General features: G+C 72.1%; 16 protein-coding genes. 6 read left to right on the top strand and 10 right to left on the bottom strand.

The window, feature by feature from the left end:
* The first annotated feature begins 200 nt into the window (after positions 1–200).
* Positions 201–953, top strand: a complete 753-nt coding sequence (locus AB0J33_RS03170; RefSeq protein ID WP_363609265.1) for a helix-turn-helix domain-containing protein — start codon at positions 201–203, stop codon at positions 951–953.
* A gap of 13 nt (positions 954–966) precedes the next feature.
* Here the strand turns inward: AB0J33_RS03170 and AB0J33_RS03165 are convergent, their stop codons facing one another.
* From AB0J33_RS03165 to AB0J33_RS03150, 4 genes are all read right to left on the bottom strand, one after another.
* Positions 967–1,476, bottom strand: a complete 510-nt coding sequence (locus AB0J33_RS03165; protein ID WP_363609263.1) for a hypothetical protein — start codon at positions 1,474–1,476, stop codon at positions 967–969.
* A gap of 96 nt (positions 1,477–1,572) precedes the next feature.
* Positions 1,573–2,856, bottom strand: a complete 1,284-nt coding sequence (locus AB0J33_RS03160; RefSeq protein ID WP_363609261.1) for an MFS transporter — start codon at positions 2,854–2,856, stop codon at positions 1,573–1,575.
* A gap of 72 nt (positions 2,857–2,928) precedes the next feature.
* Positions 2,929–3,378 (bottom strand): MarR family transcriptional regulator, encoded by a 450-nt coding sequence (locus AB0J33_RS03155; RefSeq protein WP_363609259.1) that lies wholly within the window; start codon positions 3,376–3,378, stop codon positions 2,929–2,931.
* Positions 3,379–3,493: 115 nt separating this feature from the next.
* On the bottom strand, positions 3,494–4,972 hold the full coding sequence (locus tag AB0J33_RS03150; RefSeq protein WP_363609257.1) for an NCS2 family permease: 1,479 nt from the start codon (positions 4,970–4,972) through the stop codon (positions 3,494–3,496).
* Positions 4,973–5,060: 88 nt separating this feature from the next.
* On the opposite strand from AB0J33_RS03150, the gene AB0J33_RS03145 reads away from it, so the two are divergent.
* Positions 5,061–5,306 carry a DUF2530 domain-containing protein gene (locus AB0J33_RS03145; protein ID WP_363609255.1) on the top strand — a complete coding sequence of 82 codons (246 nt, stop codon included), beginning with the start codon at positions 5,061–5,063 and terminating at the stop codon, positions 5,304–5,306.
* 24 nt (positions 5,307–5,330) lie between these two features.
* On the opposite strand, the gene AB0J33_RS03140 is transcribed toward AB0J33_RS03145, so the two are convergent.
* Positions 5,331–6,260 (bottom strand): DUF3027 domain-containing protein, encoded by a 930-nt coding sequence (locus tag AB0J33_RS03140; protein WP_363609253.1) that lies wholly within the window; start codon positions 6,258–6,260, stop codon positions 5,331–5,333.
* Between AB0J33_RS03140 and AB0J33_RS03135 the strand changes: the two genes are divergently transcribed.
* Together AB0J33_RS03135 and AB0J33_RS03130 are read left to right on the top strand one after the other, a co-directional pair.
* Positions 6,259–7,875 (top strand): MFS transporter, encoded by a 1,617-nt coding sequence (locus AB0J33_RS03135; RefSeq protein ID WP_363609251.1) that lies wholly within the window; start codon positions 6,259–6,261, stop codon positions 7,873–7,875. The two genes, AB0J33_RS03140 and AB0J33_RS03135, sit on opposite strands and share 2 nt — an antisense overlap.
* Positions 7,872–8,522 (top strand): futalosine hydrolase, encoded by a 651-nt coding sequence (locus AB0J33_RS03130; protein ID WP_363609249.1) that lies wholly within the window; start codon positions 7,872–7,874, stop codon positions 8,520–8,522. Before AB0J33_RS03135 ends, AB0J33_RS03130 begins: the two co-directional genes overlap by 4 nt.
* On the opposite strand, the gene AB0J33_RS03125 is transcribed toward AB0J33_RS03130, so the two are convergent.
* On the bottom strand, positions 8,523–9,365 hold the full coding sequence (locus AB0J33_RS03125) for a helix-turn-helix transcriptional regulator (protein ID WP_363609247.1): 843 nt from the start codon (positions 9,363–9,365) through the stop codon (positions 8,523–8,525). It lies immediately after the preceding gene.
* Positions 9,366–10,002: 637 nt separating this feature from the next.
* Between AB0J33_RS03125 and AB0J33_RS03120 the strand changes: the two genes are divergently transcribed.
* Entirely contained in the window at positions 10,003–10,851 is an 849-nt protein-coding gene (locus AB0J33_RS03120; protein ID WP_363609245.1) for a 1,4-dihydroxy-6-naphthoate synthase, read from the top strand.
* Here AB0J33_RS03120 and AB0J33_RS03115 read toward each other — a convergent pair.
* On the bottom strand, positions 10,812–11,198 hold the full coding sequence (locus tag AB0J33_RS03115) for a cold shock domain-containing protein (RefSeq protein ID WP_088986676.1): 387 nt from the start codon (positions 11,196–11,198) through the stop codon (positions 10,812–10,814). The genes AB0J33_RS03120 and AB0J33_RS03115 overlap by 40 nt on opposite strands.
* Before the next feature lie 27 nt (positions 11,199–11,225).
* Positions 11,226–11,849 (bottom strand): HAD hydrolase-like protein, encoded by a 624-nt coding sequence (locus tag AB0J33_RS03110; RefSeq protein ID WP_363609242.1) that lies wholly within the window; start codon positions 11,847–11,849, stop codon positions 11,226–11,228.
* Positions 11,850–11,932: 83 nt separating this feature from the next.
* Here AB0J33_RS03110 and AB0J33_RS03105 point away from each other — a divergent pair, with 83 nt between their 5' ends.
* Complete coding sequence (locus AB0J33_RS03105; protein WP_363609240.1) at positions 11,933–14,416, top strand: helicase-associated domain-containing protein; 2,484 nt, start codon at positions 11,933–11,935, stop codon at positions 14,414–14,416.
* Between the two features lie 28 nt (positions 14,417–14,444).
* On the opposite strand, the gene AB0J33_RS03100 is transcribed toward AB0J33_RS03105, so the two are convergent.
* The gene (locus AB0J33_RS03100; RefSeq protein ID WP_363609238.1) at positions 14,445–14,681 is read right to left on the bottom strand and encodes a hypothetical protein; all 237 of its coding nucleotides are present in this window, start codon (positions 14,679–14,681) and stop codon (positions 14,445–14,447) included.
* Positions 14,682–14,779: 98 nt separating this feature from the next.
* Positions 14,780–15,658, bottom strand: a complete 879-nt coding sequence (locus AB0J33_RS03095) for a L,D-transpeptidase family protein (protein WP_363609236.1) — start codon at positions 15,656–15,658, stop codon at positions 14,780–14,782.
* Between the last annotated feature and the right edge of the window lie 67 nt (positions 15,659–15,725).

Here is a 15,725-nt window from a genome sequence, read left to right as displayed (position 1 = left end):
ACCAGAAACGCTACGTTGCTTTCCATTCAGCGGCAACAAGCTCGTTGCGCTAGAATGACGTTGTGGCAGGTCAGTGGCTTGGAAGTGTTGCAACTGGCCTGATCATAACGCAACAGCAGATCGTGGATCATTGCAACCGTCAACCGGTGAACGCTATGGTGCAGCGGTCATCGGCCGCCACGTCAGCGAGGGAGACCACGATGCCGGGAGGCAGGCTCAGCCAGCAGGAACGCCAGCAGATCGCGCTGGGGCTCGCCGACAGCCTCCCCTACGCCGAGATCGCCCGACGCCTCGACCGTCCCACCTCGACGGTCACCCGTGAGGTGATGCGCAACGGTGGTCCCACCGCCTACCGCGCCGACCTCGCCCACCGTGCCACCGAACGTCGCGCCCACCGGCGCAGGCCCGCCTCCCGGGGGCGGGCCAGCCTGCCGCAGGAGCACGGGCGCGACACCGAGGCCGTGGCCGAGTACGAGGAGACGTTCACCACCGTCCTGATGGCGTCGGGCCTGGCCAAGACCCCGGCCCGGGTGTTGACCTGCCTGTTCACCGCCGACTCGGGCAGCCTCACCGCATCCCAGCTCGCCCAGCGCCTCCAGGTCAGCCCGGCGTCCATCTCCAAGGCGATCACCTTTCTGGAGAGCCAGAGCCTCGTCCGCCGGGAGCGCGACGAACGCCGCCGCGACCGCTACGTCATCGACGACGAGCTCTTCTACCAGGCGACGATCGCCAGTGCGCGGGCCAACGACCAGCTCGTGGAGATCGCCCGTCAGGGCGTCGCCCTCCTCGGCCCGCAGACCCCCGCCGCCGCCCGCCTGGAGAACATCGCCCGCTTCCTCGACTTCATCAGCGAGAGCATCGTCCGGGCCGCCGAGCAGGCCCGTCAGGTGCTCCACACCAGCTCCCCGGCGACCACAACGGACATTGCGCAGCCAGCGCCGGATCGGCCCTAGCCATCCGGCGTGCTCAGCGGTGCCGCTGCCGGTGCCCGGCCCGGGCCGCCGGCAGGGTCAGCCCCGCGGCGTGCAGCACACCCTCCACCCGGACCCGCTCGATCTCCTGATCGACACCCTCCAGCTCGGCGAGGTGCTCGGTGACGCCCAGGGCCCGGCAGGCGAGGCGGAGCCGGTCGTCGTACGCCTTGAGCAGCGCACTGTGCCAGACCATCGACCGGCCGGTGCCGCCGAGCCGCTGACCACCGAGGCGACGCAGGTCGGCGGCGAGCTGCTCCAGCGGCCGTCGGTCGATCCGGTCGAACTCGCTGAGGTCGATGTCCCGGGTCAGCGCGTCCGCCTCGACGGCCCGGTCCAGACGCGCGATGGTGCGGCTCTCCCGGCGACGCTCCCGCCACTCGGACCAGCCGCACACCACCCGGTCGAGGATCTCGTCATAGCAGAAGAGCAGGGCGAACGCCGCCGGAAGGCTGGCCACGGCAAGGAGTGCCAGGGCCAGCATCAGCGCGCGTCCGACTCCCACACATCGACGCTAAGCCCCGCCGTGCCACCCCGCCAGCGCTTTGGCCGGATCCGCGCGATCCGCGCAACGGGACCGGACCCGGTTCCGCCGTAAACCTCAGCAGTCGGTCGAGGTGACGTAGAAGCGGGGCATCGGCAGCACCCGGAAGCGCAGCCGGGCACCGGAACGACGCAGCTGCCAGGTCAGGGCGATCAGCGCGGCGGCGAGCGAGATGAGCCCACCCATCCAGATGCTGGCGCCGGCGCCGAAGTGCTCCGCGACCCAACCGATCAGCGGCGCACCGACCGGGTTGGTGCCCAGGAACACCAGCACCCACAGCGCCATCACCCGACCCCGGAAGGCCGCATCCACTCCCAGCTGGACCCGTTGGTTGGCGGCCTGGGCGAAGAAGACCATGAAGAAGCCGGTCGGCACCAGCAACACCACGACCAGCCAGTACGCCGTGGAGAGGCCGACCAGGGTGCCGAAGCTGGCGCAGCCGATCGCCGCACCGAGCACCAGCCACACCGACGGGCGGCTCCGCCGACCGGTGCCGCTCAGGGCGCCGCCCAGCGCGCCCACGGCCAGTGCCGTGCTGAACAGGCCGAACGAGGCCGCACCGGTGTTGAAGACCGTCTTCGCCAACGCGGCCAGGGTGAGCTGGAAGTTGAACAGCGACATACCGATCACCGACATGACCGCCATGGGCAACAGCAGATCGGGGCGGCGCCACACGTACCGCAACCCGTCGACGACCCGTGCGGACGCCCGCTCGTCGCGCGGCAGCAGGGCGTCGCGGTGCAGCTCGGCCGTCCGCATCCGGACCACGTTGACCAGGGGCGCGACCGAACTGAGGGCGGTGAAGAGGAAGACCGGACCGACGTCGAACGCGGCGATGGCCAGGCCGGCGACGGCGGGGCCGACGATCCGGGCGGAGTTGAACACGGCGGCGTTCAGCGACAGCGCGTTGGGCAGCAGTGGCGTGCCGACGAGTTCGGAGACGAACGCCTGCCGGACCGGCGTCTCGACGGCGTTGGCCGTGCCGAGCAGCGCGGCGAAGGCGAAGACGTGCCAGAGCTGCACCAGGTCGGTGAGGACCAGCACGGACATGCCGAGCGCCAGCACGCTCCAGAAGGTGTTGGCGGCGAACAGCAGGACCCGCTTGTCGTACCGGTCGGCGAGCCGGCCGGAGAGCAGGGTGAGCAGGAGCACCGGAGTGAACTGACAGGCGGTGACCACGCCGAGCGCGGTGGCCGAGTTGTGGGAGAGCTCGAGGACGAGCCAGTCCTGGGCGATGAACATCATCCAGACGCCGATCAGCTTGATCAGCTGCCCGGATGCGAAAAGGCGGTAGTTGCGGACCTGTAGGGACTGGAACATCGTGCTCAGCTTCGCCTGCACTCTTGGTGCGCCTCCTCCGGACGTACGCGTCATCGACAGGTGACGGCACGGACCCGGTGGCGCGGGCGCGGCTCAGGCGCGGGCGAGCTGCTGAAGAATCTGGGCGGCCCTCTGCAGGGTCTCCCGTTCGTCCTCGTCGAGCGCGGCCAGCCGGTGGGCCAGCCACTCGTCGCGGGCCCGCTCGAACTGGTCGAGCACGGCCTGCCCTCCTTCGGTCGCCGCGAGGATGACCTGCCGCCCGTCGGTCGGATGGGGGGTCCGCAGCACAAGGCCGCGCTCCTCCAACTTCCCGACGATCTTGGTCATCGTCGGCGGCTGCACCCGCTCCACGTCGGCCAGTTCCCGAGGCGTCATCGCGCCGGCCAGCCGCAGGCTGGTGAGCGCGGAGACCTGGGTGACCGTGAGGTCGCCGACCGGTCGGGCCTGGCGGACCCGCCGGTTGAGTCGGGTGATCGCATCACGCAGCTGGGGAGCCAGCTGCGCCGGTGGCACGCGTTCCGCCGTCACCGTCCGCTCCGTCACAGTAGTTAGCTTAACTAATGAGCATGGCTAACGACATCCGTTATGACCAGGCTCACCGGGGGGATTCAGATGGTACGGGCGGGGAATCCCGATCGACTCCCCGCCCGGACCCGCCTCAGAGCACCAGGGACTCGATCGGCCCACGCAGGAAGTACAGCACGAACAGCGCGGCCACCCCGTACAGCAACGGATGGATCTCGCGGGCCTTGCCCCGAGCCAGCTTGACGACCACGAAGGTGATCAGACCCGCGCCGATCCCGTTCGAGATCGAGTAGGTGAACGGCATCAGCACGATCGTGAGGAACGCCGGAATGGCGATCTCGTAGTCGGACCAGTCGATCGTCCGCACCGCGGTCATCATCAGGAAACCGACAACCACCAGGGCCGTCGACGCCGCCTCGAACGGCACGATCACGACCAGCGGCGCCAGGAACATCGCGAGGAGGAAGAGCACGCCGGTGACCAGGTTGGCCACACCGGTTCGGGCACCCTCCGCGACACCGGCGGCGCTCTCGATGTACGACGTGTTGCTGGAGGTGCTGGCCGCACCACCGGCCGCCGCGGCGATCGAGTCGACAAGCAGGATCTCCTTGGCCCTCGGCGGGGTGCCCTGCTCGTCGAGCAGGCCGCCCTCCTGGCCGACCGCGACCATCGTGCCCATGGTGTCGAAGAAGTCGGTGATCAACAGGGTGAAGATGAACATCAGCACGACCAGCCAGCCGGCCCGCCCCCACGAGTCGAGCACGTTGAACTTGCCGAGCAGCGACAGGTCCGGCAGGTCGACCACCGTCTTGGGCAGCTCCGGCACGTTCAGCGACCAACCCTTCGGGTTGGGCTTCCCGTCGACGAACGACGGACCGATGTTGCCGATCGCCTCCACGATCACCGCGAGCACCGTCGAGGCGAGGATGCCGATCAGGATCGCGCCCTTCACCCGCCGGACCACCAGCACCAGCGTGATCAGCAGGCCCACCACGAAGACCAGCATCGGCCAGCTCACCAGTTTGCCGCCGATGCCCAGGCCCACCGGGACGGTGGTGTTGGCGGCGTCCGGGATGCGCCTGACGAAACCGGCGTCCACCAGGCCGATGATGGTCAGGAACAGACCGATGCCGACGCCGATCGCGGTCTTCATCTGCGTCGGCACCGAGCGGAACACGGCGGTCCGCAGACCGGTCAGCACCAACACCGCGATGATCAGACCCTCGATCACCACCAGGCCCATCGCGTCGGCCCAGGTCATCTCGGGTGCGATCTCGTACGCCACCAGGGCGTTGACGCCCAGACCGGCGGCGAGCGCCAGCGGGAACCGGCCGACCACACCCATCAGGATGGTCATCAGGCCGGCCACCAGCGCGGTCCCGGCAGCCAGCGCGGGGATCGGGAGGGTCTTGCCGTCACCGTCGACGGCGCCGCCCAGGATCAGCGGGTTGAGCACCACGATGTACGCCATCGTGAAGAAGGTCGCCAGGCCACCGCGTACCTCACGGCTCACCGTCGAGCCACGGGCGGAGATCTCAAAGAACCGGTCGAAGCCGTTACGCGGGTGGGCGGGGTTGGGAGGTGTGCCGTTGTCGGGCGGCGCTACTGCCATCGGGTCCTCGCAGGTGATCTTCCGATTGTCGCGCGCATCGTCGCAGATCACCGGTGGGCAGGGGAAGCAGATCCCGTACGCTTGCCGAATGCCGAACGAGCAGCCACCGCGGCCCGCACCACTCGATCCGCCGATGGTGCCGTTCGCCGTCGCCGGATTGATCGCGTGGGCGGTGGCCGGGCTGGTCCTGCTGATCTTCTTTCGGGGTTGGTTGACCGACCACGGTCACCAGAACTGGCTCTGGACCTGCCTCGCCGGTTTCCTGTGGGGCTTTCCGGGTCTCGCCGTGATGATGCGACACGACGCCAACCGACGCCGCCGCCGCGCGAGGTGACCCCGTCGGGGGCCGCGCGGACGATCAGGAGTGCCCGTACGGCTCCGCCGGCTCAGCCGCCTCCACCGAGCCCGGGGCCCGGCTGACCGACATGGACTCCACCGCGCTGTCGTCGTACACGGTGGGCAGTTCCTCGACCGCGGTCTCGGCCGCCTCGATCAACGTCTCGGAGTGGGCGCCGCAACCGTGGTCGGCGCTCACCACCCGGCCGTCGTCGGGGGCGTAGAAGTTGCCGCACGCCCCGAATGCCTGCCGCATCGCACCGGCCAGCGGCAGGTAGAAGCCGCAGGTCCCGCAGCGGGCGGCGGCCGGGGCGGCGGCCGAGATGGCCGCGGCGGGGCCGTGTTCGCCGTCGTACCAGCGTTGCGCGGTGTCGATGCGGCCCTCCCGGGAGAGCACCCGCGCGCGCCCGAGGCCCAACTCCCACGCCGTCTCCTCGACCGCCGGGTCGTCGGAGAGCAGGTAACCGGGGACCAGCCGGTCGTCGTCGGGCGAGGTCGGCAGCAGGTCGCCCGGACCCAGATCACCCGGCTTGAGCCGCTCCTGCCAGGGCAGCCAGCCGGGCGCGAGCAGCGCGTCCGGGCCGGGCAGCAACACCGTCTCGCAGATGGTCACCGTCTTGCTGCGCGGCACCCGGGTGACGGTGACCGCCCAGCGCCAGCCGCGGTAGCCGGCGAGACGGCATTCGAAGTAGTGGGTGACCAGCCGATCACCTTCGGCGACGACCTGCAGGTGGTCGCCGACGTCGTCGGCGTCCACCTCGGTGATGCCAGCGCGGGCCACCTCGACGGCGGCGGCGCAGACCTGGTCGAGACGGGCGGCACGGGTGGAGGCGGGCCTGGTCACCTCACCATTGTTCCCCATGCGCCCCGCAGGGGTGACAGGGACTCCCGGGGAACCTTTCCCAGCGGTGGTGCGGCGTACCCGGATCGAATGGGCGAGGATGGTGCACATGCCGTCGTACTCCCGCTCCGGGCGCTCCGTCCTCGGGCGGACCGTCGGCACCGGCATTCGGGCCGTTCGTCTGCTGTTGCGCGGTTCGCTGGGCAGCGGTCGCTGGGTGACCCGCCGGGCCGGTCGGGCCCGCACCCGGGGCGCCGGCGGCGAGGTCGGCATGGTTCGCCTGTTCGACCTGCACGCGCTCTCCTGCGCCGGTGACACCCTGATCGCCATCGGCCTGGCCGGCACGATCTTCTTCAACGTGCCGCTCGGCGAGGCCCGCAGCAAGGTCGCGCTCTACCTGCTGGTGACGATGGTGCCGTTCGCGATGCTCGCCCCGGTGGTGGGCCCGCTGCTGGACCATTTCCGGCACGGCCGGCGGTACGCCCTGGCCGCGACGATGCTCGGCCGCGCCTTCCTGGCCTGGTTGATCTCCGACTACATCCACGGCTTCGGGCTCTACCCCGCCGCGTTCGGGGTGCTCGCGCTGTCCCGGGCGTACGGCGTGGCTCGCTCGGCGGCGGTTCCCCGGCTGCTGCCGGAGGGCCTCGGCCTGTCCCAGGTGGGTGCCCGGGCCAGCGTCTACGGCACGGTGGCGGGTGCGCTGGTGGCACCGATCGGGTTGGCCGCGTTCTGGTTCGGGCCGCAGTGGCCGCTCCGCGTCGCATCGGTGATCTTCCTGGTCGGCATGGTGATCTCCCTGCGGCTGCCACCGAAGGCCGACTCGGAGCCACCCGAGCGGGTCCCCCGGGCGCTGCGCGCGCTGGGCCGCCGCCGTGGTGATCGACCGCTGGGGCGGGGTCGACCGTCCGGCCGACTGGTGATCGCCACCCTGATCGGTGCCGCGACGTCACGCGCGTTGTACGGCTTCCTGCTGCTCTTCCTCGCCTTCGCGATCAAGAAGGGCGACCTGACCACCGTGGTGTTCGGCCGGGATCTGGGTGCCGAGTGGGCGTTGGGTGTGGTCGGCGGCGCACTCGCGGTCGGCACCTTCCTGGCCACGGCGATCGGCACCCGACTGCGCATCCATTGGCCGACCGCCATCCAGTCCAGCAGCATGATCATCGTGGCCGGGGTGGCGGTGCTCGCCGTCATCCAGTTCTCGCTGCTGATGGTCGCGCTGCTCTGCCTGGTCGCCGCCATGGTCAGCGGGATCGCGAAGCTGGCCGTGGACGCCTCGATCCAGGAGCGCATCCCGGAACGACTACGGGCCAGTTCCTTCGCCCACTCCGAGACGGTGCTGATGCTCGCCTTCGTCGCCGGCGGCGGCCTCGGGCTGGTGCCGTTCGATGGTCGGATGGGCATCGCCGTCGCCGCCGGGGTCGGGGTGCTGGCCGCGATCCGGGGGGTGCTGGTCGCCGCCCGCCTGCGCGGCGAGAAACTGGCCGGCCGGCCGCTCGGCGACGACGAACTGACCGAGGACGAGCTGCCCGAGGACGAGCCGGCGGACGGGCCCGGGGACCCCACCCCGACCTCGCCGGCACCGGCCCAGACCAGCGCCCCGCCGGACGACGACCCGCGCCTGGCCCCGCCGGGCTACCACATCTACCGCCCGTCGTCGTCGGTCGGCGGCCCGGGCGGCGGAGCCGACGACGACAGCCGCCGCGAGTCCCCCGGCCCACTCTCGTGACCGGTCTGCTGGTGGTGACGGCGGTTCCCGCCGAGGCGGACGCGGTCCGCGCCGGTCTGACCGACCGCACCGTGACCGTCACCCCGGTCGGCGTGGGCCCGGCCGTCGCCGGTGCCGCCACCGCGCGGCTGTTGGCGCTGGCCGAGGCCGCCGGCCACCCGTACCGTGCGGTGGTCAGCGCCGGCGTGGCCGGCGGCTTCACCGGGCGGGCCGCGGTCGGCGACACCGTGCTCGGTACCGCCAGCATCGCCGCCGACCTGGGCGCCGAATCACCGGACGGCTTCATCCCCATCGACGAGTTGGGCATGCCGCCCGCCCTGCTCGGTGCCGGCGGCGTGGTGCCGACCGACAAGGACCTGCTGGCGGTGTTGCGGGCCGCTCTTCCGACGGCCACGATCGGCCCGGTGCTCACGGTCAGCACCGTCACGGGCACCGCCGCCGGCACCGACGAGCTGCGGCGGAGGCACCCGGAAGCGGTCGCCGAGGCCATGGAGGGGTACGGCGTGGCGGTCGCCGCCGCACAGGCCGGGGTGCCCTTCGCCGAGTTGCGCACCATCTCCAACCCGATCGGCCCGCGCGACCGGGACGCCTGGCGGCTGCGCGAAGCCCTTACCGCGCTGACCACGGCGGCCCCGGCGCTGCGCTGACTATGACCGCGGAGTGGGCACTTCGAGCGTGAGCGCCGACGGCCGGCCCGCCTGTAGCTCGAACCCGCAGGCCAGCAGGAACTCGACGTTCCCGGCCTCGGCGATCGCGTGGGTGGTCCGCATGCCGGCCACCGCCATCTCCCTGGCCAGCAGCCCGACCAGCTGACACCCGATGCCCAGGGTCCGCAGACCGGGAGCAACGAGGACGCCCTCCAACACCAGCTCCCGCCGGTCGCCCCAATCCTCCCCGACGAGGAGGTCGAAACTCCGCTCATGGGCCCTCAACTCACCGACCGGCCCGGCACCGGGCAGCTCGGCGACAAAACGCCACGATGTGCTCGGCAGCCCCTCAGGGGCGCGCCGGAACCGCACCTCGGCGCGTGCCCGGTCCCGCAAGCGTCGCTCGTCGCGCCGCGCTCGATCCCGGTCGTAGGTCAGCTCCGGGACTCGTACCGGCCACAACCGGCGGGGCAGGGTGTACGAGTGCGCCCACCAGGCCCCAGGCCAGTCCTTGAGGGTGCGGACTGGCCGTACGTCAAGGTGGGCCGGGTATCGGCGACCGGCCTCGTCCCGTGGCTCGTCGTCCGGCGCGTCCGGTGACTCCCTTCGGGCCGTGCGCAAGGCATCGCCGGGCAGGCTGAGCACGATCTCACCGCCGGCCGCACGGACCAGCCGCTCCACCGTCCGGAACGCCGGCCCGGCACCCTGCCCCGCCTCGATCCGCGCCACCGTGCTCTTCGGGATCCCGGACTGCTCGGCCAGCTCCCGCTGACTCAGGTCTGCGCGTCGACGAAGATTCCGCAGGGCTGCCCCCAGGTCGATCGCATTTTTCTCGGCAGCCACCGGTCTATGGTTTTCCGCTCGTCTCCAGTCGTCAACAGGGCCCGATCCGCCTGTGGACAACCCTGTGGATAAAGCCACCACGGCTGTGCATACCTCTTGGGCCATGCCTGTCGAGCTGCCCCGTGAGTGGGGCGCAGGCGGACGGGCGTCGGGGAAAGATCAATTCGACCATCACAGCGGACATACCGCTGGCAGCCCGCACCGACGCTGCAACCGCCGCACGACCGCTACCACCGTCGCCCGGATGCATCGCCGTCGGACGGACGCCCCGCCGCCGCACGGACCCACCGCCGCCGACTTCACGGCCCCGGCACGGCGGCATCGGAACGACGCCCCGCCAGCCACGGCCGCACCACCGCACGACCGCTACCGCCGCCGCACGGACCCACTGCCGCCGCACGGACCACTGCCGCCGCACGGACACGCCGCCGCCGACATCACGGCCCCGCACGGCGGCACCGGAACGACGCCCCGCCAATGGGGCAGTTCTACAGGGAGCGACAGAGACACGCCGCACCCCTGGAGACGTTCGGTACCCGACGGTGGCGGCGCACAGACGGCGCGTCGAGTGCACGGCAGGTCACAGGCGCGGGACCGCGGCGACCGGGTAGGCGGAGGGCGGGGTTACCGTCAGGGTGTGGCGCTCTCTCTGGCAATCTCGCCCTGCCCCAACGACACGTTCGTCTTCGACGCGCTGGTGCACGGGCGGGTGCCCGGCGCGCCACCGGTCGACGTGACGTACGCCGACGTGGACGTCACCAACACGGCGGCCGAGCGAGGCGCGTTCGACCTGGTGAAGGTGAGCTTCGCGGCGCTGCCCTGGTTGCTCGACGACTACCACCTGCTGCCCTGCGGTGGCGCACTCGGTCGCGGCTGCGGGCCGCTGGTGCTCACCCGGGGTGACCGCGACGGCGGGCCGGACCGCACCGACCTGACCGGCGCCACGGTGGCGGTGCCGGGCGACCGGACCACCGCGTACCTGCTGTTTCGGCTCTGGTCCGCCGGGCGACCGCCGGCCCGGATCGAGGTGGTCCCGTTCCACGAGATCATGCCGGGCGTGGCAGCTGGGCGCTACGACGCCGGGCTGGTCATCCACGAGGCCCGGTTCACCTACCACCGGCACGGCCTGAGCGCCCTGGTCGACCTCGGCGAGTGGTGGGAGGCCGACACCGGCCTGCCCATCCCGCTCGGCGCGATCTTGGCGAAGCGTGGCGCGGTGGACCCGGAGGCCGCGGCCGGCTGGGTTCGCGAGTCGGTCCGGCAGGCCTGGGCGGATCCGGCGGCCAGCCGCGAGTACGTGCTGGCGCACGCCCAGGAGATGGAGCTCGACGTGGTGGACCGGCACATCGGCCTCTACGTCAACGAGTTCACCGCAGACCTGGGCGAGGCCGGTTTCGCCGCGGTGGCGGCACTGCTCGACCGGGCCGCCACCGCCGGCCTGGTGCCTCAGACCTCCAGCTCGCGTGCCACCGCGTGGACCAGCTGAGCGATCTTCTGCGCGGTCTTCTTGTCCGGGTACCGGCCCCGGCGCAGGTCCGGCTGGACCTTCGCCTCCAACACCTTGATCATGTCTTCGACCAGGCCGTGCAGCTCCTCGGCGGGCCGACGGCGCAACTCCGCCATCGACGGCGGCGCATCCAGCAGCTTGACGCCCATGGCCTGCGCGCCCCGGCGGCTGTCCACCACGCTGAAGTCGACCCGCTGGCCACCCTTGAGGTCGGTGACACCCGCCGGCAGCGCCCCCTTGGGCAGGAACACGTCGCCGCCCTCGTCACTCGTGACGAAGCCGTATCCCTTGGCCGTGTCGTACCACTTCACTCGACCCGTAGGCACCTGAAAACCCCTGCTTCACTTGAGCCGCTACTGCTCCAAGGCTAGCTGGATCATCCCGTCGAGCGCCGCTGGGAATTCGGTGAGCCCGCCCAGCACCACTTCCGCCCCGGCCGCGACCAGCTCATCGCGGGAGCACGGGCCCGTCGCGACACCGATGCCGGGCACCCCGGCCGCTGCCGCCGCCACCATGTCCGCGACATGATCACCGACGTAGTGGGTCGCGTCGTGCTCCCGCAGGGCGGTCGCCTTCTGCTCGGCGAACAGGTCGCCGGCCAGCTCGTCGACCGGCAGACCGAGGTGGTCCAGGTGCAACCGGGCCAACCGACCGATCTTGGACGTGACGACCAGCACCCGGCCACCCCGCGCGTGGATCGCGTCGATGGCCTCCCGCGCGCCGGGCAAGAGGAGCGTCGGGGTGACCGCGTACGCCGGGTACAGCTCGCGGTACAGCCGCACCGCCGACTCGACCTGCTCCGGCGGGAACCAGTGCGCGATCTCGGTACGCAGCGGCGGGCCGAGCCGGGACACCGCCAACTCGGCGTCGACCGGCACACCTGTCTTCGCGGTCAGCGCCCGATACGCCGCGGCGATGCCGGGACGGGAGTCCACCAGGGTCATGTCGAGGTCGAAACCGACGGTCAGTGCGGGCATGTCGAGAAACGTACCGGCTACTCCCGGTCGGCCGGACGTCCGAGGGGCGCGAAAGCCCGGTGCCGGGCTAGCGTGGAAAGACGATGACCACCTCACTCGCCGACCACCTACGGTCGCTGCCCGACGAGTCACTGGCCGCGCTCCTGCAGCTGCGGCCCGACCTTGTCGTGCCCGTGCCGGCCGACGTCTCCGCCCTGGCCATCCGGGCCCAGTCCCGGGTCTCCGTGGCCCGAGCGCTGGACGGGCTGGACCAGTTCACCCTCCAGATCCTCGACGCCGCCCGGCTCACCCGGAATCCGGACGATGGCACCACGGCCACCGACAGCGTGCTCGCGATGGCGACCGCCGGACCGCAGCCGCCGGCTCCGACGGCTGTCCGGGCCGCCGTGGGCCGACTTCGTGCGCTCTTCCTGCTGTACGGCCCGGAGCACGCGCTCCAGGTGGTACCCGCCGTCGACGAGGTCGCCCCGTACCCCGCCGGGCTGGGCCGGCCGGCCGCGGAGCTGGACCCGCGCACGGCCGCGCTCTGCGCGGACCCGGCGAAGCTGCGCCGCACGGTGCTGGCCGCCCCACCGTCGGCCCGGGCGATCCTGGACCGGTTGGCGGCCGGCCCGCCGGTGGGCAGCGTGCCGCCCGGGGCGTTGCAGGCGCCGCCGCTCGGCGCGGAGGACCCGGTGCTTTCCGACCCGACCAACGGTGGCGCGCCGACCGGCTCACCGGTGCGGTGGCTCGTCGACAACCGGTTGCTGGTCCCGGTGACGACCGGCTCGTCCACGGCCAGCGGCACGGTGGAGCTGCCCCGCGAGGTCGGCCTGCTGCTGCGCCGCGACAGCGGCGCGCTCGGGCCGCTGCGCACCAGCCCACCGCCGGTGGCCGCCGCGCCGCGCGAGCCGAAGGCGGTCGACTCGGCCGGGGCCGGGCAGACCATGGAGGTGGTCCGGCACACCGAGGGGCTGCTGGAACAGCTGGCCGACGAGCCGGCGCCGGTGCTGCGTTCGGGCGGCATCGGTGTGCGGGATCTGCGCCGGTTGGCGCGTACCGCCGGGCTGGACGAACCGACCACCGCGCTGCTGCTGGAGGTCGCGTACGCGGCGGGGCTCCTCGGTGAGCTGGAGATGCCCGGCGCGGCCACCGGCCGGTACGGGGTGGATCAGCAGGTGCTGCCGACCGGCGGGTACGAGGTGTGGCGGGCCGCCTCACTGGCCCAGCGGTGGGAGCAGCTGGCCCGAGCCTGGCTGACCATGACCCGGCAGGTGGGGCTGGTCGGCCGCCGTGACGACCGGGACCGGCCGATCACCGCGCTCTCCGCCGAGGCCGAGCGGGCTGGTGTGCCGGCCACCCGGCGGGCGGTGCTCGGCGTCCTCGCCGACCTGGAGCCGGCGACCGCGCCCACCCCGGAGGAGGTGCAGGACCTGCTGGACTGGCGGGCCCCGCGACGCAGCCGAGGTCGGGACGCCGCCCACCGGGAGGTGCTGGCCGAGGCCGCGCAGCTGGGCGTGACGGGGTTGGGGGCGCTCACCTCGTACGGGCGGCTGCTGCTGGGTGAGCTGACGTCGACCGACGAGCGGGGTGACGACCCGCTGGGCGTGCACGCGGACGTCGAGAGCGGCGACCCGTCCAGTGCCGCCCGCGCGCTGGACGCCCTGCTGCCCGCCCCGGTCGACCACTTCCTGGTGCAGGCCGACCTGACCGTGGTGGTGCCCGGGCCACCCGAGCCGGCGCTCGCCGTCGAGTTGGAGGCGATGACCGAGTTCGAGTCGGCCGGTGGGGCCAGCGTGCACCGGGTCACCACGGCGAGCGTGCGGCGTGCGTTGGATTCCGGCTACACGGCCGACGACCTGCACGACGTGTTCCGGCGCCGGTCGCGTACCCCCGTGCCGCAGGGGCTCACATATCTGATCGACGACGTGGCCCGCAAGCACGGTGGGCTGCGGGTCGGCCTGGCCGGGGCGTACCTGCGCAGCGACGACGAGACGCTGATCAACGAGGTGTTGGCCGACCGGCGGCTGGAGTCGTTGGCACTGCGGCGGCTCGCGCCGACGGTGCTGTGCACCCAGTACCAGGTGGGTCGGCTGCTGGGCGCGCTCCGCGACGCCGGGTACGCCCCGGTGCAGGAGGACGGTACGGGCGGCACGGTGCTGGCCCGACCGCGGATCCGGCGGGCCCCGGCCCGGATGTCGGTGACCACCCGGTCGCTCGACCCGCTGGCCGCCCCGAAGCTGCCGATGCCCCGGCTGCTCGGCGTGGTGGAGCACATCCGGCGGGGTGACGCGGCGGCGCGGGCGGCCCGGCGGGCACCGGCGGTGGTCCGCGGCGGCGCGGCGGGGCTGGGCGGCGGTCCGGTGCCCGCGCACACCCACAGCGAGGCCCTGGCGGTGCTCCAGCAGGCGGTCCGGGACAAGGCGCTGGTCTGGGTCGGTTATGTCGACGCGCACGGGGCGACCGCCTCGCGCCTGCTCAAACCGGTCTCGATCGGGGCCGGTTACCTGCGGGCCGAGGACGAACGGACCGAGATGTTGCACACCTTCGCGCTGCACCGGATCACCGCGGCGGTGGTGGCGGACTGACCGCCAGCGCCGCCGCGAGGTCGGTCGGTCAGCGGCGGCTGCGGCGTACGGTGCCGACCACCGAGATGATCAGCAGCAGCGCGAACCCGGCACCGGCGGACTCCCCGACCGAGTCGACGAAGCCCTGCTGGAGCACCAGCCAGCCGAAGAGGAACCACGCGAGGAGGAGCGTCGCCGCGACAGCGTACGCGATCACGGTCGCCCGGGACACCTCGTCGGGTGGTGCTTGCTCATGCTCAGAGATCACGTCACGGTCGACCGTCATGCCCAGCCTCCCCGCCCGGTCCGGCCCTGGACTCCCAGCGTGACACTCCAGGGGACCGATCGGACAGGGGGTTATCCCCGCGATTCGCTCCGTGTCGCTCAGGTGCCGGGGCGCCGACCGATCAGCACCACCCGGGTGCCGACCTTGCCCAGCTCCCACATCCGGACGGCGTCGGCGTGCAGCAGGTTGACGCAACCGTGCGAGCCGATCGACTTGTCGTGCAGGTAGGTGGTGGTCTCGTGGAAGCCCATCCCCTGGGTGAAGTGCTGCCAGTACGGCAGCCACACCTCGTACGGGTCGGACCACTCCTTGGGGTTGCGGTAGTTGACCGCGTACGTGCCGGCCGGGGTGCGGTAGCCGGACATTCCGGTGCGGGTCACCGTCGGCGCCATGATCACCTTGCCGCCGCGGAGCGCCCAGACGGTCTGCCGGGTCAGGTCCACGCAGAACGCGGTGCCCGTGCCGGCCTTGCACCGGGCCGGGTCGGTGGTGGCGAGGCGCTGGGCCACGTCGAGGGTGGTCGGCCCGGCGCGACCCTCGACGGGGCGAATGCCGTACCTCCTTTGGAACCTCTTGATCGCGGCGCAGTCGGCGGCGGACTGCCGACCGTCCACGGTGACCGCCCCGAACCCGCCCAACCGGGCCAGGTAGCTCTCCACCGCGCGCTGGTGCTGGCCCTGGGGGCAGCCGGCGACGGTCGGCGTGGCGGTGCCGGGAGTCGGCTTGGTCGTGGTGCGGGTCGGCTTCGGAGTGGGTGTCCGGGAGGGTTTCGGGGTGGGCGCGGCCGGCGTGGGCCGGCCGCGCTGGTCCGGCCCGGGTGTGTCGCTCGCCCCCGTTTTTTGTTCCGCCGCACCGGCTGGGGCGGCTCCCCCGCCACCACTCCCACCGGACTGCGGCTCGAACGCGCACGCACCCGCGCCGACCAGCACGACCACCACAAGGGCGACCACCCGGAAGCTGATCCGGACACGCTTCATGGACCCTCCCCAGACAGTCGTCCCTTTACTAGACGTTCGTAAGTGCCGTCACGGTTGCGCCCGGTGC

The sequence above is a fragment of the Micromonospora sp. NPDC049645 genome (assembly GCF_040675155.1).
Taxonomy (GTDB): Bacteria; Actinomycetota; Actinomycetes; order Mycobacteriales; family Micromonosporaceae; genus Micromonospora.
The sequence above is the reverse complement of the archived record's forward strand: the minus strand, read 5'-3'. Positions and strand labels throughout refer to the sequence as shown.